A 16,706-nucleotide genomic window follows, 5' to 3' on the forward strand; every position below is an offset into this window, starting at 1 on the left:
AGACCCCCAAACTGGTAGTACACTGAGCGACGGTTCGCTGACCAGAGCGACTGCGGGCAACCGCACGCGTTTGCAACGAAAACTTGAGGTGGAGAAATGGGCATTTTCAGCTGGATCATCCTCGGCATCATCGCTGGCGCTCTCGCCAAGCTGATCCTGCCGGGCAAGCAGGGTGGCGGGATCATCGTCACCATGATCCTCGGCATCGTGGGCGCGTTCCTCGGTGGCTGGCTCGGGTCGTTCATCCCGGGTCTGAGCAACGGGATCCAGGAGATCAGCTTCGGCACCATCATCACGTCCGTCGTGGGCGCGATCATCGTGCTGCTGATCTACGGTTTCGTCGTCGGCCGCCGTCGCTGAACCGCACGGGTCCGCGAGGACCACTGAGCAAGGGCGTCACCCCCGGGTGGCGCCCTTGTCGTCTGTCCAGGGCCGTGACGACACCTCCCGGTGGCTCGGGCGGATCTCGGGCGCGCCAGGGCTCTGCGCAGGGAAGGGCGGGTCGGACGGGCGCGCCATACTGGTGCCATGACCTCCGCAGCCATGACCCCCGACCTCGACCGCGCCACCCGTGGGGCTCCCCGCCGTCTGGTGGTCCTCGGCTCCACGGGGTCCATCGGCACGCAGGCGCTCGACGTCGTCCGGGGCGCCGCCCAGCTGACGCGGCCCGGGGGCGGCGTCACCCACCCGCCCTTCGAGGTCCTCGCCCTCGCCGCGGGTGCGGGCCACCTCGAGCTCCTCGCGCAGCAGGCGGTGGACTTCAGCGTGGCGGCCGTCGCCACCAGCGGGTCCGCGCAGGACGCCGCCCGGCTGGGTGAGCTGATCGACGACGCCGCCCGGGCGGCACGCTCCCCGGCGCCGCGGCCCGAGATCCTCCACGGCCCCCGAGCCGCCGCACAGGTGGCCGCGTGGGAGGGCGCGGACGTGGTCCTCAACGGCATCACCGGAAGCATCGGTCTGGAGCCCACGCTGGCGGCCCTGGAGGTCGGGCGCCGGGTGGCGCTCGTCAACAAGGAGTCGTTGATCGCGGGCGGTCCGCTGGTCACGGCGGCCGCCGCGGCCACGGGTCTCACGGATGCGCTGATCCCCGTGGACTCCGAGCACTCCGCGATCGCCCAGGCGCTGCGCTCCGGGACGGCCGGGGAGGTGGACCGTCTGGTGCTCACGGCGTCCGGGGGACCGTTTCGCGGCATGACCCGGGAGCAGCTGGCCCACGTGAGCCCCGAGCAGGCCCTGCGGCACCCCACCTGGGACATGGGCCCCATGGTCACCACGAATTCCGCGACCCTGGTCAACAAGGCCCTCGAGGTGCTCGAGGCCAGCCTGCTCTTCGACGTCCCGCTCGAGCGGATCGACGTGACGGTCCACCCCCAGTCCGTGGTGCACTCCATGGTCCAGTTCACGGACGGCTCCACTCTCGCGCAGGCCTCGCCGCCGGACATGCGGCTGCCGATCGCGCTGGGCATCGCGTGGCCCCACCGGGTCACGGGTGCGGCCGCCGCGTGCGACTGGACGCGCGCCGCCGAGTGGACCTTCGAGCCGCTGGACGCCGAGGCCTTCCCCGCCGTGGAGCTGATCAAGCACGCCGGGGGGCTCGGCGGCACGTGGCCCGCGGTGTTCAACGCCGCGAACGAGCAGGCGGTGCACGCGTTCCACCGCGGGGAGCTCGGATTCCTGCAGATCGTCGAGCTGGTCTCGCGCGTGGTCGACGAGCACGACGGCGTGCGCGAACCCCGCCTGGAGGACGTGCTCGAGGCGGAGACGTGGGCCAGGGCGCGCGCGGACGAACGGATCGCGGGAGGTCGCTGAACCGGTCTGCCAGTCCGAACTCCCACTGCGGGCGTCGCCATGCCCGGGGGGGCGCTCGAGGGGGGGAGGGAGCCAGGCGCGGCCCCGGGGTGCGCCGTGGCACGCGATGACGCCGTGCGGACGGGGGCGGACCGGGCGGCGTCGTCCGGCGGTACGGGAACCTGCGAGCACCGTGCTACAGTTCTGGGCGGATGACGAGATCCGGCGCGAAGCTCTGGCTGGCCGGACGGCAACCCTCTCCCGTAGCGGGGTGCCCCAGATGACCATCCGGCCGCGGTTCGAACAGATCACGGCAAGTGCGGTTTTCCTCGAATGGCACGTGTCTGATCATTGCCCTCATCCAGGTGGGACTGTTTGCTCCGCGCATCCGTATCCCGACCCTGGAAAGGCATCACCGTGCGAAGCAAGCGCCTGATCCCCGTTGTACTGGCCACCACCCTGGGCCTGACCCTCACCGCGTGCGGCGGCCCCGAGAACACCGATCCCATGGCCGACGGCAAGATCACCATCGGCATCGTGGGCGCCACCCCCGTCCAGGATGCGTTCAAGGAGGTGGCGGCGCAGAACGACGTCACCGTGGAGTTCGTGGACTTCAGCGACTACAGCCAGCCGAATCCCGCCCTGAAGAGCGGGGACATCGACATGAACTGGTTCCAGCACATCGCCTACCTGGCGGACTACAACAACAACTCGGGTGACACGATCACCCCCGTGGGCTCCACGTCCATCTTCCCGCTGGGGCTGTACTCCAAGTCCGTGAAGTCCGTGGCCGACTTCAAGGACGGGGACGAGATCGCCGTTCCCAACGACTCCATCAACCTCTCCCGGGCGCTGAGCCTGCTGGAGCAGCAGGGCCTGGTGACCTTCACCAAGGACACGATCGCCCCCACCGAGCAGGACGTGGACACCGAGAAGTCCAAGGTGAAGGTCCGCCCCGTCTCCGCGGAGCAGACCGTGCTGTCCATGGATTCCGTGGCCGCCTCCGTGGTGAACAACGACTTCCTGGACCGCGCCGGGCTGGACCCGAACAAGGCACTGGCCCAGGACGACCCCACCGCGGACAGCGCCAAGGTGTACGACAACATCTTCGCCGCCACGCAGGCCAATGCGGAGAACGAGACCCTCAAGAAGGTTGCGGGTTTCTACTACGACGACAAGGTGCTGGAGGCCGAGAAGCAGGAGACCAAGGGCACCGCGGTGCCCACCGAGGTGGACCAGCAGGAGCTCAAGGACCTGCTGTCCCGCTACTCCGAGGACCTCAAGGGGCAGAGCAAGTGAGCCCGGCGCCCGAGGCGCAGACACTGGTCAGCTTCCGGGACGTCAGCAAGGTCTTCGTGACCGGCTCCAAGCGCCGCACGCGCACGGTCACCGCCGTGGACTCCGTGGACCTGGACATCCGGCGCGGGGAGATCTTCGCCGTCATCGGCTACTCGGGTGCCGGCAAGTCCACGCTGGTGCGCCTCATCAACGGCCTGGAACCCATCACGTCCGGCAGCCTGCAGGTGGCCGGCCGCCAGGTGGACGGCCGCAGCGAGACCCAGCTGGCCCCGATCCGCCGGGACATCGGGATGATCTTCCAGCAGTTCAACCTGTTCACGTCCCGCACCGTGGCCGGCAACATCGAGTTCCCGCTCAAACGGGCCGGGTGGAAGCCGGAGGACCGCAGGGCGCGGGTGGCAGAGCTGCTCGAGTTCGTGGGGCTCACCGAGCGCGCTGGCAACTACCCCGAGCAGCTCTCGGGCGGCCAGAAGCAGCGGGTGGGCATCGCGCGAGCGCTCGCCACCAACCCCGAGCTGCTGCTCGCGGACGAGTCCACGTCCGCACTGGACCCGGAGACCACGCAGGAGGTCCTGAGCCTGCTGCGACGCGTCAACCGTGAGCTGGGGATCACGATCGTGCTGATCACCCACGAGATGGACGTGGTGCGCGCCGTCGCCGACCGTGTGGCGGTCATGGACTCCGGGCGGGTCGTGGAGACCGGGACCACCGCGGAGCTCTTCGCGCACCCGAGGGCGGAGACCACCCGCAAGTTCGTGTCCTCCGTGATGCGCACCGTGCCGCAGGAGGACGAGCTCGCCAAGCTCCGGGCGGAGCACCCGGGCCGGCTCGTGCTCGTGGACGTCACCGACCGCAACAGGATCGGCTCGGTGCTCTCCGACGCCGCGCGGGACGGCGTGGCCTTCGAGATCGCGTTCGGCGGGATCTCCATCCTGCAGTCACACACGTTCGGGACGCTCACGCTGTCCCTCGACGGGCCCGACGACGCCGTGTCACGGGCCATCGAGGCCCTGCGCGCGGTCACCACGGTCCAGGAGGTGTCCGAGTAATGGACTGGTCCACTCTCGGCCCGCAGTTGCTGCAGGCAACCGGGCAGACGCTCTACATGGTCTCGGTGACCCTGGTCCTCGCGGGGCTCCTGGGCCTCGCGGTGGGCGTGGGGCTCTACGTGACACGCCGGGGCAACATCCTGGCGAACAGCGCGGTGTTCACCGTGCTGAACCTGCTGGTGAACTTCGTGCGACCCATCCCGTTCATCATCCTGCTCGCGGCACTGGGGCAGGTCACGGAGGCGGTGGTGGGCACCCGGCTGGGGCCCAACGCCGCGATCTTCGCCATGACCATCGGCGCCACGTTCGCCGTGGCGCGGATCGTGGAGCAGAACCTCATGACCGTGGACCCGGGGGTCGTGGAGGCCGCCCGGTCCATGGGGGTCTCGCGGTGGAAGATCATCACCACGGTGGTGCTCCCCGAGGCGCTCGGCCCCCTGGTGCTGGGCTACACCTTCCTGGTCATCGGCATCACGGACATGTCCGCGATGGCGGGGGCGATCGGTGCCGGCGGTCTGGGCGACTTCGCCCTGCGCCTGGGCTACCAGCGCTTCAACGACCAGGTCACGTGGGCCGCGGTGATCGTGATCATCATCCTGGTCCAGCTCGTGCAGTTCTTCGGCAACTGGCTCGCACGCAAGATCATGCGCCGGTGACTTTCCGTCCCGGGCTCGACGCCGCCCCCGGCCACGCACGCGCGTGGCCGGGGGCGGCGTCGTTATGCCGACGACCGGCGGGCGTCAGCCACGTCGGAGGAGTGGGGCACAATGGGGGGAGCAACGTTCGCGGGGCGCGCGACTCGGGCCCCGCAGGTCGATTCCCCTGGAGGAAACACGTGACGTCGGTCAATCTCGGCATGCCCGCAGCGCCCCAGCCCGTTCTGTCCCCGCGGCGCACAACCCGTCAGATCCGGGTGGGATCCGTGGGAGTGGGCTCGGAGTCGCCCATCAGCGTGCAGTCGATGACCACCACCCCCACCACCAACATCAACGCCACGCTGCAGCAGATCGCGGAGCTCAACGCCGCGGGCTGCGACATCGTGCGCGTGGCGTGCCCGTCCCAGGACGACGCCGACGCCCTGCCGATCATCGCGAAGAAGTCCCCGATTCCGGTGATCGCGGACATCCACTTCCAGCCCAAGTACGTCTACGCCGCGATTGACGCCGGGTGCGCCGGTGTCCGCGTGAACCCGGGCAACATCCGCAAGTTCGACGACCAGATCGAGGGCATCTCCCGCGCCGCGGAGGCCGCCGGGGTGTCCATCCGGATCGGCGTGAACGCGGGCTCCCTGGACAAGCGGCTGCTGGAGAAGTACGGCAAGGCCACCCCCGAGGCGCTCATGGAGTCCGCCGTGTGGGAGGCATCCCTCTTCGAGCAGCACGACTTCCACGACTTCAAGATCTCCGTGAAGCACAACGACCCCGTCACCATGGTGCGGGCCTACCAGCTGCTCGCGGAGCGCGGGGACTGGCCGCTGCACCTCGGTGTCACGGAGGCCGGGCCTGCGCTGCAGGGCACCGTGAAGTCCGCCACCGCGTTCGGCATCCTGCTGTCCCAGGGCATCGGGGACACCATCCGCGTGTCCCTGTCCGCCCCTCCCGTGGAGGAGGTCAAGGTGGGCAACCAGATCCTGCAGTCCCTCGGACTGCGCCCGCGCAAGCTGGAGATCGTCTCGTGCCCGTCCTGCGGGCGTGCGCAGGTGGACGTGTACAAGCTCGCGGAGGAGGTCAACGAGGGGCTCGCGCACCTCACCGTGCCGTTGCGCGTGGCCGTGATGGGCTGCGTGGTGAACGGGCCGGGCGAGGCCCGCGAGGCGGACCTCGGGGTGGCCTCGGGCAACGGCAAGGGCCAGATCTTCGTCAAGGGCGAGGTCGTCAAGACCGTTCCCGAGGACCAGATCGTGGAGACCCTGCTGGCCCAGGCCAACGAGATGGCCGAGAGCATGGAGCTGGACGAGAACGGCCAGCCCGTGGAGGGCTCCCCGGTCGTGACCGCCGGGTGATCCGGCGTCGGGGCGCGCGGGCGCTCGCACCCGCCGCCGTGGACCCCGCGGCACTGGACCGGCTTCTCGCGCAGGACCCGGTGGCCTCCGTGTTCGTGGCGTCGCACGTGCAGCGGGTTCGTGCCTCCGGGGCCCGCCGCCCGCCGGTGTACGGGGTGGCCGCACCCTCGGGGGAACTCGTGGGTGCGTGCTGGGCCGGGACCAACGTGGTCCCCGTGGTGCTGGACGAGCGGGGAACGGACCTCGTGGCGGACGCCCTGGCCCGGGGCGGGCCCCGCTTCGCCTCGTTCTTCGGCCCGGCAGAGCCGGTGCTCGGACTGTGGGAGCGGCTGCGGGACTCGTGGCCCGCGCTGTTCGACGTGCGTCCAGTGCAGCCCCTGCTGGTCATGGACCGAGACCCCGACCCCCGCCTGCTCGCCGGCCCCGCGAGTTCCGTGCACTGGGGGAGCGAGGCGGACCTCGAGCGGGTGCTCCCCGCGGCGGCCGCCATGTTCACCGAGGAGGTCGGCTACTCGCCCCTGGGCAGTGGCGCCCACGGCTACCGGGAGCGGATCCGGTCCCTGCTGCGCGACGGTCGCACCGCGGTGCTCGCCGACCACCGCGGGGACGTGGTGTTCAAGGCCGACATCGGCTCTCTGCACGGCGGGGTGTGCCAGATCCAGGGGGTGTGGGTGGCCCCCGAGCACCGGGGCAAGGGCCTCGCCGTCCCCTGCATGGCCGCGACCGTGGCCATGGCCCGGCGGCAGGCCCCAACCGTGAGCCTCTACGTCAACGACTACAACGCCCCCGCGCTGGCCACCTACCGCCGTGTGGGGTTCCACCGTCACGGGGATTTCGCCACCGTGCTCCTGTGAGCACGGTGGGGCTGACCCCCGGGACGCGCCACAGCGATAGACTCGCCGCAGACATCAGCAGCTTCGATCGGCCCGGTCACGGGCGGTTAGGACCTATTCGTGCCGCTTCGCCTCAGTTCCCTGTTCCTGCGCACCCTGCGTGAAGATCCGGTGGACGCCGACGTCGACAGCCACAAGCTGCTCGTGCGCGCCGGCTACATCCGCCGCGCCGCCCCCGGCATCTACACGTGGCTGCCCCTGGGCCTGGCCGTGCTGCGCAGGGTCGAGAAGATCGTCCGCGAGGAGATGGACGCGATCGGCGCCCAGGAGGTCCACTTCCCGGCGCTGCTGCCGCGTGAGCCGTACGAGGCCACCAACCGCTGGACCGAGTACGGCGAGAACCTCTTCCGGCTGCAGGACCGCAAGGGCGCGGACTACCTCCTGGCGCCCACGCACGAGGAGATGTTCACGCTGCTGGTCAAGGACATGTACTCGTCCTACAAGGACCTGCCCGCGATGCTCTACCAGATCCAGACCAAGTACCGTGACGAGGCCCGTCCCCGCGCCGGTCTGCTGCGCGGGCGCGAGTTCATCATGAAGGACTCCTACTCCTTCGACGTGGACGACGCCGGGCTGGACGAGTCCTACGCCAAGCACCGGGCGGCCTACGTGCGGATCTTCGAGCGGCTCGGGCTGCCCGTGGTGGCGGTCTCCGCCACCTCCGGTGCCATGGGTGGATCGCGCTCCGAGGAGTTCATGCACCCCTCGGCGGTCGGCGAGGACACCTTCGTCCGCTCCGCCGGCGGGTACGCCGCGAACGTGGAGGCCGTGACCACCGTGGTCCCGGAGTCCGTGGACTACGCGGACGCACCGCCCGCACAGGTGCACCGCACGCCGGACAGCCCCACGATCGAGACCCTCGTGGCCCGGTCCAACGAGCTGCACCCCCGCGAGGGCGAGCCCTGGACCGCGGCGGACACCCTCAAGAACGTGGTGCTCTCCGTCTCCCTGCCGGAGGGACGCAGACAGCTCGTGGCCGTGGGCATTCCCGGGGACCGGGACATCGACCTCAAGCGGGTGGAGGCCGGCATCGGCGAGGCCCTCGGCGAGGGTGGTGAGCTGGAGGTCGCGGCCGCCACGGAGGACGAGCTGCGGGCCGTCCCCGAACTGGTCAAGGGCTACATCGGTCCGGGACTGACCCGGGACGAGCCGCTGCTCGGCGCCGAGTCCCTGACCCGCATCCCCTACTTCGTGGATCCCCGGGTGGTGCCCGGCACGCGTTGGATCACGGGCGCGAACGTCGCGGAGTCCCACGTGTACGACCTCGTGGCGGAGCGCGACTTCACGTGGGACGGAACTCTGGAGGCCTGCACGGTCCGCGACGGCGATCCCGCACCGGACGGCTCCGGGCCGCTGGAGATCGCCCGTGGCATGGAGATGGGCCACGTGTTCCAGCTCGGCCGCAAGTACGCGGAGGCACTCGGCCTCAAGGTGCTGGACAGCAACGGCAAGCTGGTCACCGTGACCATGGGCTCCTACGGCATCGGGGTCACCCGGGCGCTCGCGGCCGTGGCGGAGTTCTACCACGACGACAACGGCCTGCTGTGGCCGCGCGATCTCAGCCCCGCGGACCTCCACGTGGTGGCCACGGGCAAGGGTCCGGAGGTGCTGGAGGCCGCCGAGGAGATCGTGGCGCACCTCGAGGCCGCGGGCATCAGCGTGCTCTTCGACGACCGTCCCAAGGTCTCCCCGGGCGTGAAGTTCCGGGACGCCGAGCTGCTCGGTGTGCCCACGGTGCTCGTGGTGGGGCGGGGGCTGGCCGACGGCCTGCTCGAGCTCAAGGACCGCCGCAGCGGCACCAGCCGGGACATCCGGCGGGACCAGGTGGTCGCGGAGATCACCGCCGAGCTGCAGGGTCAGAACGGCCCCGCAGCCGAGTCCCTGTAGCGGACGCGCGACGCACGGACGGTGGATGCCTCGTTCCTCAGCGGCTCCGGGCTGGAGTCGGCAACTCCCGGGCTGATCGCCCTGCTCATGGTCACCGGTCTGGCCGCGGGCTTCATCGACGCCGTGGTGGGTGGCGGCGGTCTGCTGCAGCTGCCGGTCACGCTCATGATCCCGGGACTGAGCCCGGTCCAGGCGCTGGCCACCAACAAGATGGGCTCCGTGTTCGGAACGGCCACCTCAGCGGTGACCTTCTACCGCAGGGTGCGCCCGGACCTGCGCACGGCGCTGCCGATGGCGGCGGTGGCCGCGCTCGCGGCGGGCGGGGGCGCGGCGGTGGCCGCGGCCCTGCCCGAGTCCGTGTTCACGCCGATCATCGTGCTGGCACTGATCGCGGTGCTCGTGTTCACGGTGGCGCGTCCGTCCATGGGCCAGCTCACCGAGCTGCGCCACACGGGCGCGCACCACTACGCCCGGGCCGTGGCGCTGGGTGCGCTGATCGGCTTCTACGACGGTGTCATGGGCCCCGGCACCGGATCCTTCCTCATCATCGCTCTCGTGTCCGTGCTGGGGTACAGCTTCCTGGAGGCCAGCGCGAAGGCCAAGATCGTGAACCTGGCCACGAACCTCGGGGCGCTGGCCGTGTTCGCGGCCCACGGCTCCGTCCTGTGGGGGCTGGGTCTGGTGCTTGGGCTGAGCAACATGACCGGCGGCTACCTCGGCGCGCGCACGGCCGTGGCGCGGGGCAGCTCCTTCATCAGGGTCGTGTTCTTCGTGGTGGTCACCGCGCTGATCGTCAAACTGGGGTGGGACGTGGTCTCCGGCTCGTGAGGTCCGTGGCCCCGCGCGGGCTCAGGGCCGTGCGTACTCAGGGCGCGGCGGGAAGCACGGGCACCGGTTCCTGCGGAGCAAGGGCCTGTGCCGTGCGGACGGTGTCCCGCAGGGCCGTGAGCAGCCACACGCGGTCCTCGGAGGGCGACGACGCCGCCGCGGCCAGCAGCGCGCGTGCCGTCTCCTGCTGCGTCAGTCCCACGCTCCGCGCCGGTTCCACCGCCAGGTCACGGGGGAGGTCGTGCCGGGCCGCCACGGGTGACGGCTCGCACGCCAGCAGGGGCTCGACCCGGGGCTGGGACAGCGTGGCGCGAACGTCGTTCGCCACGGTGGTCACGGTGTCCCGGGCGGGACCGTCAGCCATCACGGCGGTGGCGGCCTCGGCGGTGAACGCGGAGCGGTCCAGGGCGGTCGCAGCGGCGAGCAGGTCCTCCTGGCACGGGGCCTCTGTTCCGGTGGGGGAGCCGGCATCCGCGGTGCCCGGCATGGCCCCGGGACGTGCGGAGTCAAAACCCGTCCCGCCGGAGGAACTCGTTGGCACGGCGGCAGGGCTCGTTCCCCGGCCGGAGTCACCCGGGCCGCCCGTCGCCGGGCCCGCCCCCTCGCCGGAGGGGCCCCCGGCGGTGTCGAGCGGAGAGTCGGGCGCCTGCGCGGGAGTTTCCGCGCCCATGCTCTGCTGCGCGGCCCACCAGGACGCGGCCACGGAGGCCGTGTTCCCGGCCAGTTCCTCGTCCGGTGCTGCGACGGACAGGCGGGCCATCCGGTCCGCGGCGTCCGCCAGATCAGCCGGAGGGTTCCACTGCCCGCCCTGTTCGTCGAGGCGTCGTTGCTGCGCGGGTGTGGCCGCGGGACCGAGGGCATCCAGCTGCTGAGCCAGGGCGTCGTCGGGAAGCACGGCAGGATCCGGGGTCAGCTCGCTCCGCACGGACTCGACCGTGGCGCGCGCGGTGAGCCGGGCGGTGTCGTGCTCGGACAGGGGGCGCCAGTACGCCCAGGCGCCTCCCGCGAGCACCAGGATGAGGAGCACGGCGAGGACGGCGGCCGTGATGCGCCAGGGCCGCGCGGGGGCCGGGGACGGGTGGGAGCTCACGAAATTCCTCCGGGGGGACGGGTCTGCTCCATGATAGGGAGGACACCCGACCCGCACAGGCGCCCGGAGCACCGGGCGCGCACGAAAAGAGGACCGATGACTTCCGAGCACGATGCACCCATCCGCGCCGCCGTGGAGCCCGTGGTGGAGGCCGCCGGGCTGTTCCTGGAGGAGTGTGAGCTGAAGGGACAGGGCGGAACCCGGACCCTGCAGGTCCTCGTGGACCTCCCGGACGGCACGGACGCGCTGAGCCTGGACCGGGTGGCCGCCGTGGCGCAGGAGATCTCTGACGCCCTGGACCGCACGGACCCCGTGCCCGGTCCGCCCTACGAGCTCGAGGTGTCATCACCGGGCGCCACACGCTCGCTGGAGACGCCGCGGCACTGGCGGCGCACGGTGGGCCACCTGGTGCGGATCCGGCCGCTCGAGGGCGAGCGCTTCACGGCGCGGCTGCTCGAGGCGCACGACGACCACGCGGTGGTCCAGCGCTCCCACCAGCCCAAGAAGGGCATGCCCGTGAAGCTGCTGGACCCCGAGCGCGTGGACTACGCGAGCATCCGCGGGGCGAAGTCCGAGGTGGAGATCTGAGGCCGGGCCCGGCGATGTAGCATGGCCTGCAACAGATCACGACGTGAGACCCATGCAGCAGCGCACCGCACGCACCCGTGCGGCGCGCTGTTTGGTTCCCGGCCCCGCTCGGGCCGGACAGCCGCGTGGCGCGAAGGAAGGCCGGACACATGGACATCGACATGAGCACCCTGCGACTGCTGGAGCGCGAGCGGGACATCCCCGTGGACGTGTTGATCCCCACCATCGAGCAGGCGCTGCTGCTGGCCTACATGCGCTCGCCCGGAGCGATCGACGGCGCCCGTGCCGAGGTCGAGCGCCGCTCGGGCCACGTGACCATCTGGGCGCCCGAGCTGGACGAGGAGGACCGCCGGATCGGCGAGTTCGACGACACCCCCTCCGGCTTCGGACGGATCGCCGCCGCCACCGCGCGTCAGGTGATCCTGCAGAAGCTGCGGGACGTCGAGGACGACAACGTCCTGGGCCACTTCAAGGGCCGTGAGGGTGAGCTGGTGTCCGGCCAGATCCAGCAGGGCAACAACCCCAAGATGGTCCAGGTGAACCTGGGCACGGTCGAGGGGCTGCTGCCCCCGCACGAGCAGGTCCCGGGAGAGACCTACCGCCACGGCGACCGCATCCGCGCGTTCGTGGTGGAGGCCAAGCGCGGCTTCAAGGGCCCGTCCATCACGCTGTCCCGCTCCCACCCGGACCTGGTGCGCCGGTTGTTCGAGATGGAGGTCCCGGAGATCGCGGACGGCTCCGTGGAGATCGTCACCCTGGCCCGCGAGGCCGGGCACCGCACCAAGATGGCCGTGGAGGCCACGCGCCCCGGTGCGAACGCCAAGGGCGCGTGCATCGGGGACATGGGCTCGCGTGTGCGCGCGGTCATGAACGAGCTCGGGGACGAGAAGATCGACATCATCGACTTCTCCGAGGACCCGGCCGAGTTCATCCTCAATGCCCTGTCCCCGGCCCGGGTCTCGCGCGTCGTCGTGCTGGACGAGGCAGCCCGCTCCGCGCGTGCGGTCGTCCCGGACGCGCAGCTCTCGCTGGCCATCGGCAAGGAGGGACAGAACGCGCGCCTCGCGGCCCGGCTCACGGGCTGGAAGATCGACATCGTCCCGGAGTCCCGCGCAACGGATCGCTGAGACCCGCGGGATTCGGGGGAACGGCGCCCGGCGCGCTAGACTGTGATCTGATCAGGTGGACCATCTGTCGGGACCGTGCGCGCTCAGGCGCCGGGCGGTCCACGGGGATGGCACACGAGGGGCAGGGATGAGCACCACGAGCCTTCGCACCTGCGTGGGGTGTCGCACCGTGACGTCCCCCGATCAACTCGTCCGCGTGACGACGGAGAGCACCGCAGCCGGCCCCCGGGTCGTTGCGGATCTCCGCCGCCAGTTGGGAGGCCGTGGGGCCTGGGTGCACGCCACCCCCCGCTGCGTCGACCTCGCGATCCGGAAACGGGCCTTCAACCGCTCGTTCCGCACCGCGGTCAGCGCGCAGGACCTCATGGAACAGCTCCGCGTGCTCCTGCCCGTGCAGGAGGACGAACACCAGGAAAGCGAGTCAGAAGACCATGGAAAACCGATGAGTGCCGGCCGATGAGTACCTCCACGTACTCACCCCGCAGCCGTGCAGGACACCCGCGCACCGCGCTCGTGTCCGGCGGCGGCTTCAACGGAAGATAAACGGTTCGTACCTGTTTCGGTGCGGACCGAGACAGGAGAACAGTGGCCAAGCCCCGTGTCCACGAGCTCGCGAAAGAGCTCGGAATCACGTCCAAGGAAGCAATTTCCAAACTTCAGGAACTCGGTGAGTTCGTCCGTGGCGCATCGTCCACGGTCGAGCCGCCCGTAGCCAAGAAGCTGCGCACCGCGTTCCCCGCCGGCGGCGACAGCGCCGCGGCGTCCAAGCCCGCGGCCAAGGCCCCCTCCCAGGGTGCCAAGAAGCCCGCGGCCCCGGGCCCGAAGCCCGGCGCCAAGGCACCCGCCAAGCCCGGCGCGTCCAGCGACGCCGCACCGGCCGAGAAGCCCGCGGCGCGCGAGACCCCGAAGGCCGCCGCCCCGAAGGCCGAGGCGCCGCAGCGAACCGAGCCGGCCGCGCCGTCGTCGGAGTCCGCAACCCCCGAGGCCCCGGCGAGCAGCGCTCCCAAGCCCGCGGGCGCCACTCCCGGCCCGCGCAAGAGCCCCGCGCCCGGCGCCAAGCCGGGGCAGTCCGCTCCCCGCCCCGGGAACAACCCGTTCGCCTCGCAGCAGGGGATGGGCCGTTCCGAGGGCGGCGCGCAGCGCGGCGGTCCTCGTCCGGGTGGCCAGCAGCGCTCCGCCAAGCCCGGTGCACCGCGCCCCGGCAACAACCCGTTCGCAGCCCAGCAGGGCATGCGCTCGGCCAACTCCGGTCAGGGCGGGCCCCGTCCGGGCGGTCCGCGCCCCGGAGGCCCCCGTCCCGCGCAGTCGGGCCAGGGCGGTCCGCGTCCCGGTGCGCCTCGCACGGGCGCTCCCCGTCAGGGCCAGGGCGGCCCCCGTCCCGGTGGTCCTCGCCCCTCGCCGAACATGATGCCCGGCCAGACCACGAGCGTGGCGCCGATCGGCAGCCGTCCGGCTCCGGGCAGCGGCCCGCGCCGCGGTGGCGGCGGTCCCGGTGGCGGACCCGGTGGCGGCGGCGGATTCCGCGGTCGCGGCGGTCGTGGCGGCACCCAGGGTGCCTTCGGCCGCGGCGGTGCCCGTGGCAAGCACCGCAAGTCGAAGCGGGCGAAGCGCCAGGAGCTCGAGCAGATGAGCGCACCCGCCGTCGGCGGTGTGTCGGTGCCCCACGGCGACGGCAGCACGGTTGTGCGCCTGCGCCGCGGTGCCTCGCTCATGGACTTCGCGGAGAAGATCAACGCCAACCCGGCGTCGCTCGTGACCGTCCTCATCCACCTGGGTGAGATGGCCACGCAGACCCAGTCCCTGGACGAGGAGACCTTCCAGCTCCTCGGTGCCGAGCTCGGCTACCAGATCCAGGTGGTCTCCCCGGAGGACGAGGAGCGCGAGCTGCTCGAGTCCTTCGACATCGACCTCGAGGCCGAGCTGGAGGCCGAGGGCGAGGACGTCCTCGCCCCGCGTCCCCCGGTGGTCACCGTCATGGGCCACGTGGACCACGGCAAGACCCGTCTGCTGGACGCGATCCGGAACACCAAGGTGATCGAGGGCGAGGCCGGTGGCATCACCCAGCACATCGGTGCGTACCAGATCTCCACCGAGGTGGACGACCAGGAGCGCCTGATCACGTTCATCGACACCCCGGGTCACGAGGCGTTCACCGCCATGCGTGCCCGTGGTGCGCAGGTCACGGACATCGCCGTGCTGGTGGTCGCCGCGGACGACGGCGTCATGCCGCAGACCGTGGAGGCGCTGAACCACGCGCAGGCGGCCAACGTGCCGATCGTGGTGGCCGTGAACAAGGTGGACAAGCCGGACGCGAACCCGGAGAAGATCCGCGGCCAGCTCACCGAGTACGGTCTCGTGCCGGAGGAGTACGGCGGCGACACCATGTTCGTGGACGTCTCCGCCCGCGAGAACCTCAACATCGACGACCTGCTGGACGCGATCGTGCTGACCGCGGACGGTGCACTGGAGCTGCAGGCCAACCCGGACAAGAACGCCCGCGGTGTGGCCATCGAGGCCAACCTGGACAAGGGACGCGGTGCCGTGTGCACCGTGCTGGTCCAGTCCGGCACGCTGAAGGTCGGCGACTCGATCGTCGCCGGCGCGGCGTACGGCCGTGTCCGCGCGATGTTCGACGAGATGGGCCGCACCGTGGAGGCGGCCACGCCGTCCCGTCCGGTGCAGGTGCTGGGTCTGTCCACCGTGCCGCGCGCCGGTGACACCTTCCTGGCCACCCAGGAGGAGCGCACCGCCCGCCAGATCGCCGAGAAGCGTGAGGCTGCGGACCGCAACGCCCAGCTGGCCAAGCGTCGCAAGCGCATCACGCTGGAGTCCTTCGACGAGGCCGTGGCCGAGGGCAAGATCGACACCCTCAACCTCATCATCAAGGGCGACGTGTCCGGTGCCGTGGAGGCGCTCGAGGACTCGCTGCTCAAGATCGACGTGGGCGAGGAGGTCCAGCTGCGCGTCATCCACCGCGGCGTGGGCGCCATCACGCAGAACGACGTGAACCTGGCCACGGTGGACAACGCCGTGATCATCGGCTTCAACGTCCGCCCGGCGGAGCGCGTCACGGAGCTCGCGGACCGCGAGGGTGTGGAGATGAAGTTCTACTCGGTCATCTACAACGCCATCGACGAGGTCGAGAGCGCGCTCAAGGGCATGCTCAAGCCGGAGTACGAGGAGGTGGAGCTCGGCACCGCCGAGATCCGCGAGGTGTTCCGCTCCTCCAAGTGGGGCAACATCGCCGGTGCCTACATCACCAAGGGCATCGTCCGCCGCAACGGCAAGGCCCGCCTGGTGCGCGACGGCAACGTGGTGCAGGACAACCTCACCATCGACTCGCTGCGCCGCTTCAAGGACGACGCCACCGAGGTCCGCGAGGGCTACGAGTGCGGTATCGGGCTCGGCTCCTTCAACGACATCCACGAAGGTGACATCATCGAGACCTGGGAGATGCGCGAGAAGCCGCGCGACTGACAGGCTCCACCGGCCGGGGCGCTCCTCGCGGGGCGCCGCGGCCGGTGCGCACGACAGCGTGACCGGATGCCCGGGGACTCCTCGCAGAGGCCCCGGGCATCCGCCCGCACCGCGGTGCGTTCCCGACGCGCCGCTCCGGGCGGACCCGCTCCGGCGGTTCCGCCCCCCGACTTCGGCGGCGCGCCGCGCCGCCCGCACACGAGGAGTTCCACCATGGCCGACGCCGCACGCGCCGCACGACTGGCCGATCGCATCAAGGTGATCGTGGCCCAGGCTCTCGAACGCAGGATCAAGGACCCCCGGCTGGGTTTCGTGACCGTGACCGACGCCCGGGTGACCAACGACCTCCAGCACGCCACGCTCTACTACACGGTCTACGGGGACGAGGAGCAGCGTGAGGAGACGGCCCGCGCGCTGGAGTCCGCCAAGGGCATCCTGCGCTCCGAGGTGGGCAAGAACATCACCGCGCGGCTGACCCCCACGCTCACGTTCGTGGCGGACGAGATCCCCGCGGACGCCGCCCGGTTGGAGACCCTGCTGCGCTCGGCCCGTGAGAAGGACGCCCAGGTGGCGGCCCAGGCAGAGGGCGCCCAGTACGCGGCGGGGGAGGACGCCTACCGCACACCGTCCGACGAGGACGACGCCGAGGGCCCCCGCAGCACTCCGCAGGTCTGAGCG

Annotated in this window: 15 protein-coding genes and 1 riboswitch; of the genes, 14 read left to right on the forward strand and 1 reads right to left on the reverse strand. The window is 71.1% G+C overall.

What is annotated here, in order from left to right:
- The first annotated feature begins 96 nt into the window (after nt 1–96).
- From AABM36_RS06145 to AABM36_RS06185, 9 genes are all read left to right on the forward strand, one after another.
- A complete protein-coding gene (locus AABM36_RS06145) occupies nt 97–360 on the forward strand; it encodes a GlsB/YeaQ/YmgE family stress response membrane protein (RefSeq protein ID WP_029603513.1) in 264 nt (87 codons plus the stop codon).
- A gap of 168 nt (nt 361–528) precedes the next feature.
- Entirely contained in the window at nt 529–1,809 is a 1,281-nt protein-coding gene (gene dxr, locus AABM36_RS06150; RefSeq protein WP_423445284.1) for a 1-deoxy-D-xylulose-5-phosphate reductoisomerase, read from the forward strand.
- Between the two features lie 190 nt (nt 1,810–1,999).
- Nucleotides 2,000–2,114, forward strand: a riboswitch (SAM riboswitch).
- Nucleotides 2,115–2,205: 91 nt separating this feature from the next.
- Nucleotides 2,206–3,087, forward strand: a complete 882-nt coding sequence (locus AABM36_RS06155; RefSeq protein WP_019310875.1) for a MetQ/NlpA family ABC transporter substrate-binding protein — start codon at nt 2,206–2,208, stop codon at nt 3,085–3,087.
- Nucleotides 3,084–4,136 (forward strand): methionine ABC transporter ATP-binding protein, encoded by a 1,053-nt coding sequence (locus AABM36_RS06160; protein WP_019310876.1) that lies wholly within the window; start codon nt 3,084–3,086, stop codon nt 4,134–4,136. Before AABM36_RS06155 ends, AABM36_RS06160 begins: the two co-directional genes overlap by 4 nt.
- Complete coding sequence (locus AABM36_RS06165; RefSeq protein WP_019310877.1) at nt 4,136–4,792, forward strand: methionine ABC transporter permease; 657 nt, start codon at nt 4,136–4,138, stop codon at nt 4,790–4,792. Before AABM36_RS06160 ends, AABM36_RS06165 begins: the two co-directional genes overlap by 1 nt.
- 179 nt (nt 4,793–4,971) lie before the next feature.
- Nucleotides 4,972–6,138 carry a flavodoxin-dependent (E)-4-hydroxy-3-methylbut-2-enyl-diphosphate synthase gene (gene ispG, locus AABM36_RS06170; protein ID WP_019310878.1) on the forward strand — a complete coding sequence of 389 codons (1,167 nt, stop codon included), beginning with the start codon at nt 4,972–4,974 and terminating at the stop codon, nt 6,136–6,138.
- Nucleotides 6,135–6,992 (forward strand): GNAT family N-acetyltransferase, encoded by an 858-nt coding sequence (locus AABM36_RS06175; RefSeq protein WP_423445288.1) that lies wholly within the window; start codon nt 6,135–6,137, stop codon nt 6,990–6,992. Before ispG ends, AABM36_RS06175 begins: the two co-directional genes overlap by 4 nt.
- Nucleotides 6,993–7,091: 99 nt before the next feature.
- Nucleotides 7,092–8,918 (forward strand): proline--tRNA ligase, encoded by a 1,827-nt coding sequence (locus AABM36_RS06180; protein ID WP_019310880.1) that lies wholly within the window; start codon nt 7,092–7,094, stop codon nt 8,916–8,918.
- A 21-nt stretch (nt 8,919–8,939) separates the two neighbouring features.
- The gene (locus AABM36_RS06185) at nt 8,940–9,746 is read left to right on the forward strand and encodes a sulfite exporter TauE/SafE family protein (protein ID WP_019310881.1); all 807 of its coding nucleotides are present in this window, start codon (nt 8,940–8,942) and stop codon (nt 9,744–9,746) included.
- A gap of 37 nt (nt 9,747–9,783) precedes the next feature.
- Here the strand turns inward: AABM36_RS06185 and AABM36_RS06190 are convergent, their stop codons facing one another.
- Nucleotides 9,784–10,836 (reverse strand): hypothetical protein, encoded by a 1,053-nt coding sequence (locus AABM36_RS06190; RefSeq protein WP_029603517.1) that lies wholly within the window; start codon nt 10,834–10,836, stop codon nt 9,784–9,786.
- 96 nt (nt 10,837–10,932) lie between these two features.
- Between AABM36_RS06190 and rimP the strand changes: the two genes are divergently transcribed.
- The 5 genes from rimP to rbfA all read left to right on the forward strand — a co-directional run bounded on the left by rimP (nt 10,933) and on the right by rbfA (nt 16,703).
- Nucleotides 10,933–11,424 (forward strand): ribosome maturation factor RimP, encoded by a 492-nt coding sequence (gene rimP / locus AABM36_RS06195; protein ID WP_019310882.1) that lies wholly within the window; start codon nt 10,933–10,935, stop codon nt 11,422–11,424.
- 149 nt (nt 11,425–11,573) lie between these two features.
- On the forward strand, nt 11,574–12,551 hold the full coding sequence (gene nusA / locus AABM36_RS06200; protein ID WP_019310883.1) for a transcription termination factor NusA: 978 nt from the start codon (nt 11,574–11,576) through the stop codon (nt 12,549–12,551).
- A gap of 127 nt (nt 12,552–12,678) precedes the next feature.
- The gene (locus AABM36_RS06205) at nt 12,679–13,011 is read left to right on the forward strand and encodes a YlxR family protein (protein WP_019310884.1); all 333 of its coding nucleotides are present in this window, start codon (nt 12,679–12,681) and stop codon (nt 13,009–13,011) included.
- A 125-nt stretch (nt 13,012–13,136) separates the two neighbouring features.
- Entirely contained in the window at nt 13,137–16,028 is a 2,892-nt protein-coding gene (gene infB, locus AABM36_RS06210; protein ID WP_019310885.1) for a translation initiation factor IF-2, read from the forward strand.
- Between the two features lie 213 nt (nt 16,029–16,241).
- Nucleotides 16,242–16,703, forward strand: coding sequence for a 30S ribosome-binding factor RbfA (gene rbfA, locus AABM36_RS06215; RefSeq protein WP_019310886.1), 462 nt, complete (start codon nt 16,242–16,244; stop codon nt 16,701–16,703).
- Nucleotides 16,704–16,706: the final 3 nt, after the last annotated feature.

The organism is Kocuria sp. KSNUG (assembly GCF_049532735.1).
GTDB lineage: Bacteria > Actinomycetota > Actinomycetes > Actinomycetales > Micrococcaceae > Kocuria > Kocuria rhizophila.

Bases quoted from the DNA above. Each gene is read 5' to 3' on its own strand.
- AABM36_RS06145 (WP_029603513.1), top strand. From the start codon at position 97: ATGGGCATTTTCAGCTGGATCATCCTCGGCATCATCGCTGGCGCTCTC.
- dxr (WP_423445284.1), top strand. From the start codon at position 529: ATGACCTCCGCAGCCATGACCCCCGACCTCGACCGCGCCACCCGTGGG.
- AABM36_RS06165 (WP_019310877.1), top strand. From the start codon at position 4,136: ATGGACTGGTCCACTCTCGGCCCGCAGTTGCTGCAGGCAACCGGGCAG.
- rimP (WP_019310882.1), top strand. From the start codon at position 10,933: ATGACTTCCGAGCACGATGCACCCATCCGCGCCGCCGTGGAGCCCGTG.
- nusA (WP_019310883.1), top strand. From the start codon at position 11,574: ATGGACATCGACATGAGCACCCTGCGACTGCTGGAGCGCGAGCGGGAC.
- AABM36_RS06205 (WP_019310884.1), top strand. From the start codon at position 12,679: ATGAGCACCACGAGCCTTCGCACCTGCGTGGGGTGTCGCACCGTGACG.
- rbfA (WP_019310886.1), top strand. From the start codon at position 16,242: ATGGCCGACGCCGCACGCGCCGCACGACTGGCCGATCGCATCAAGGTG.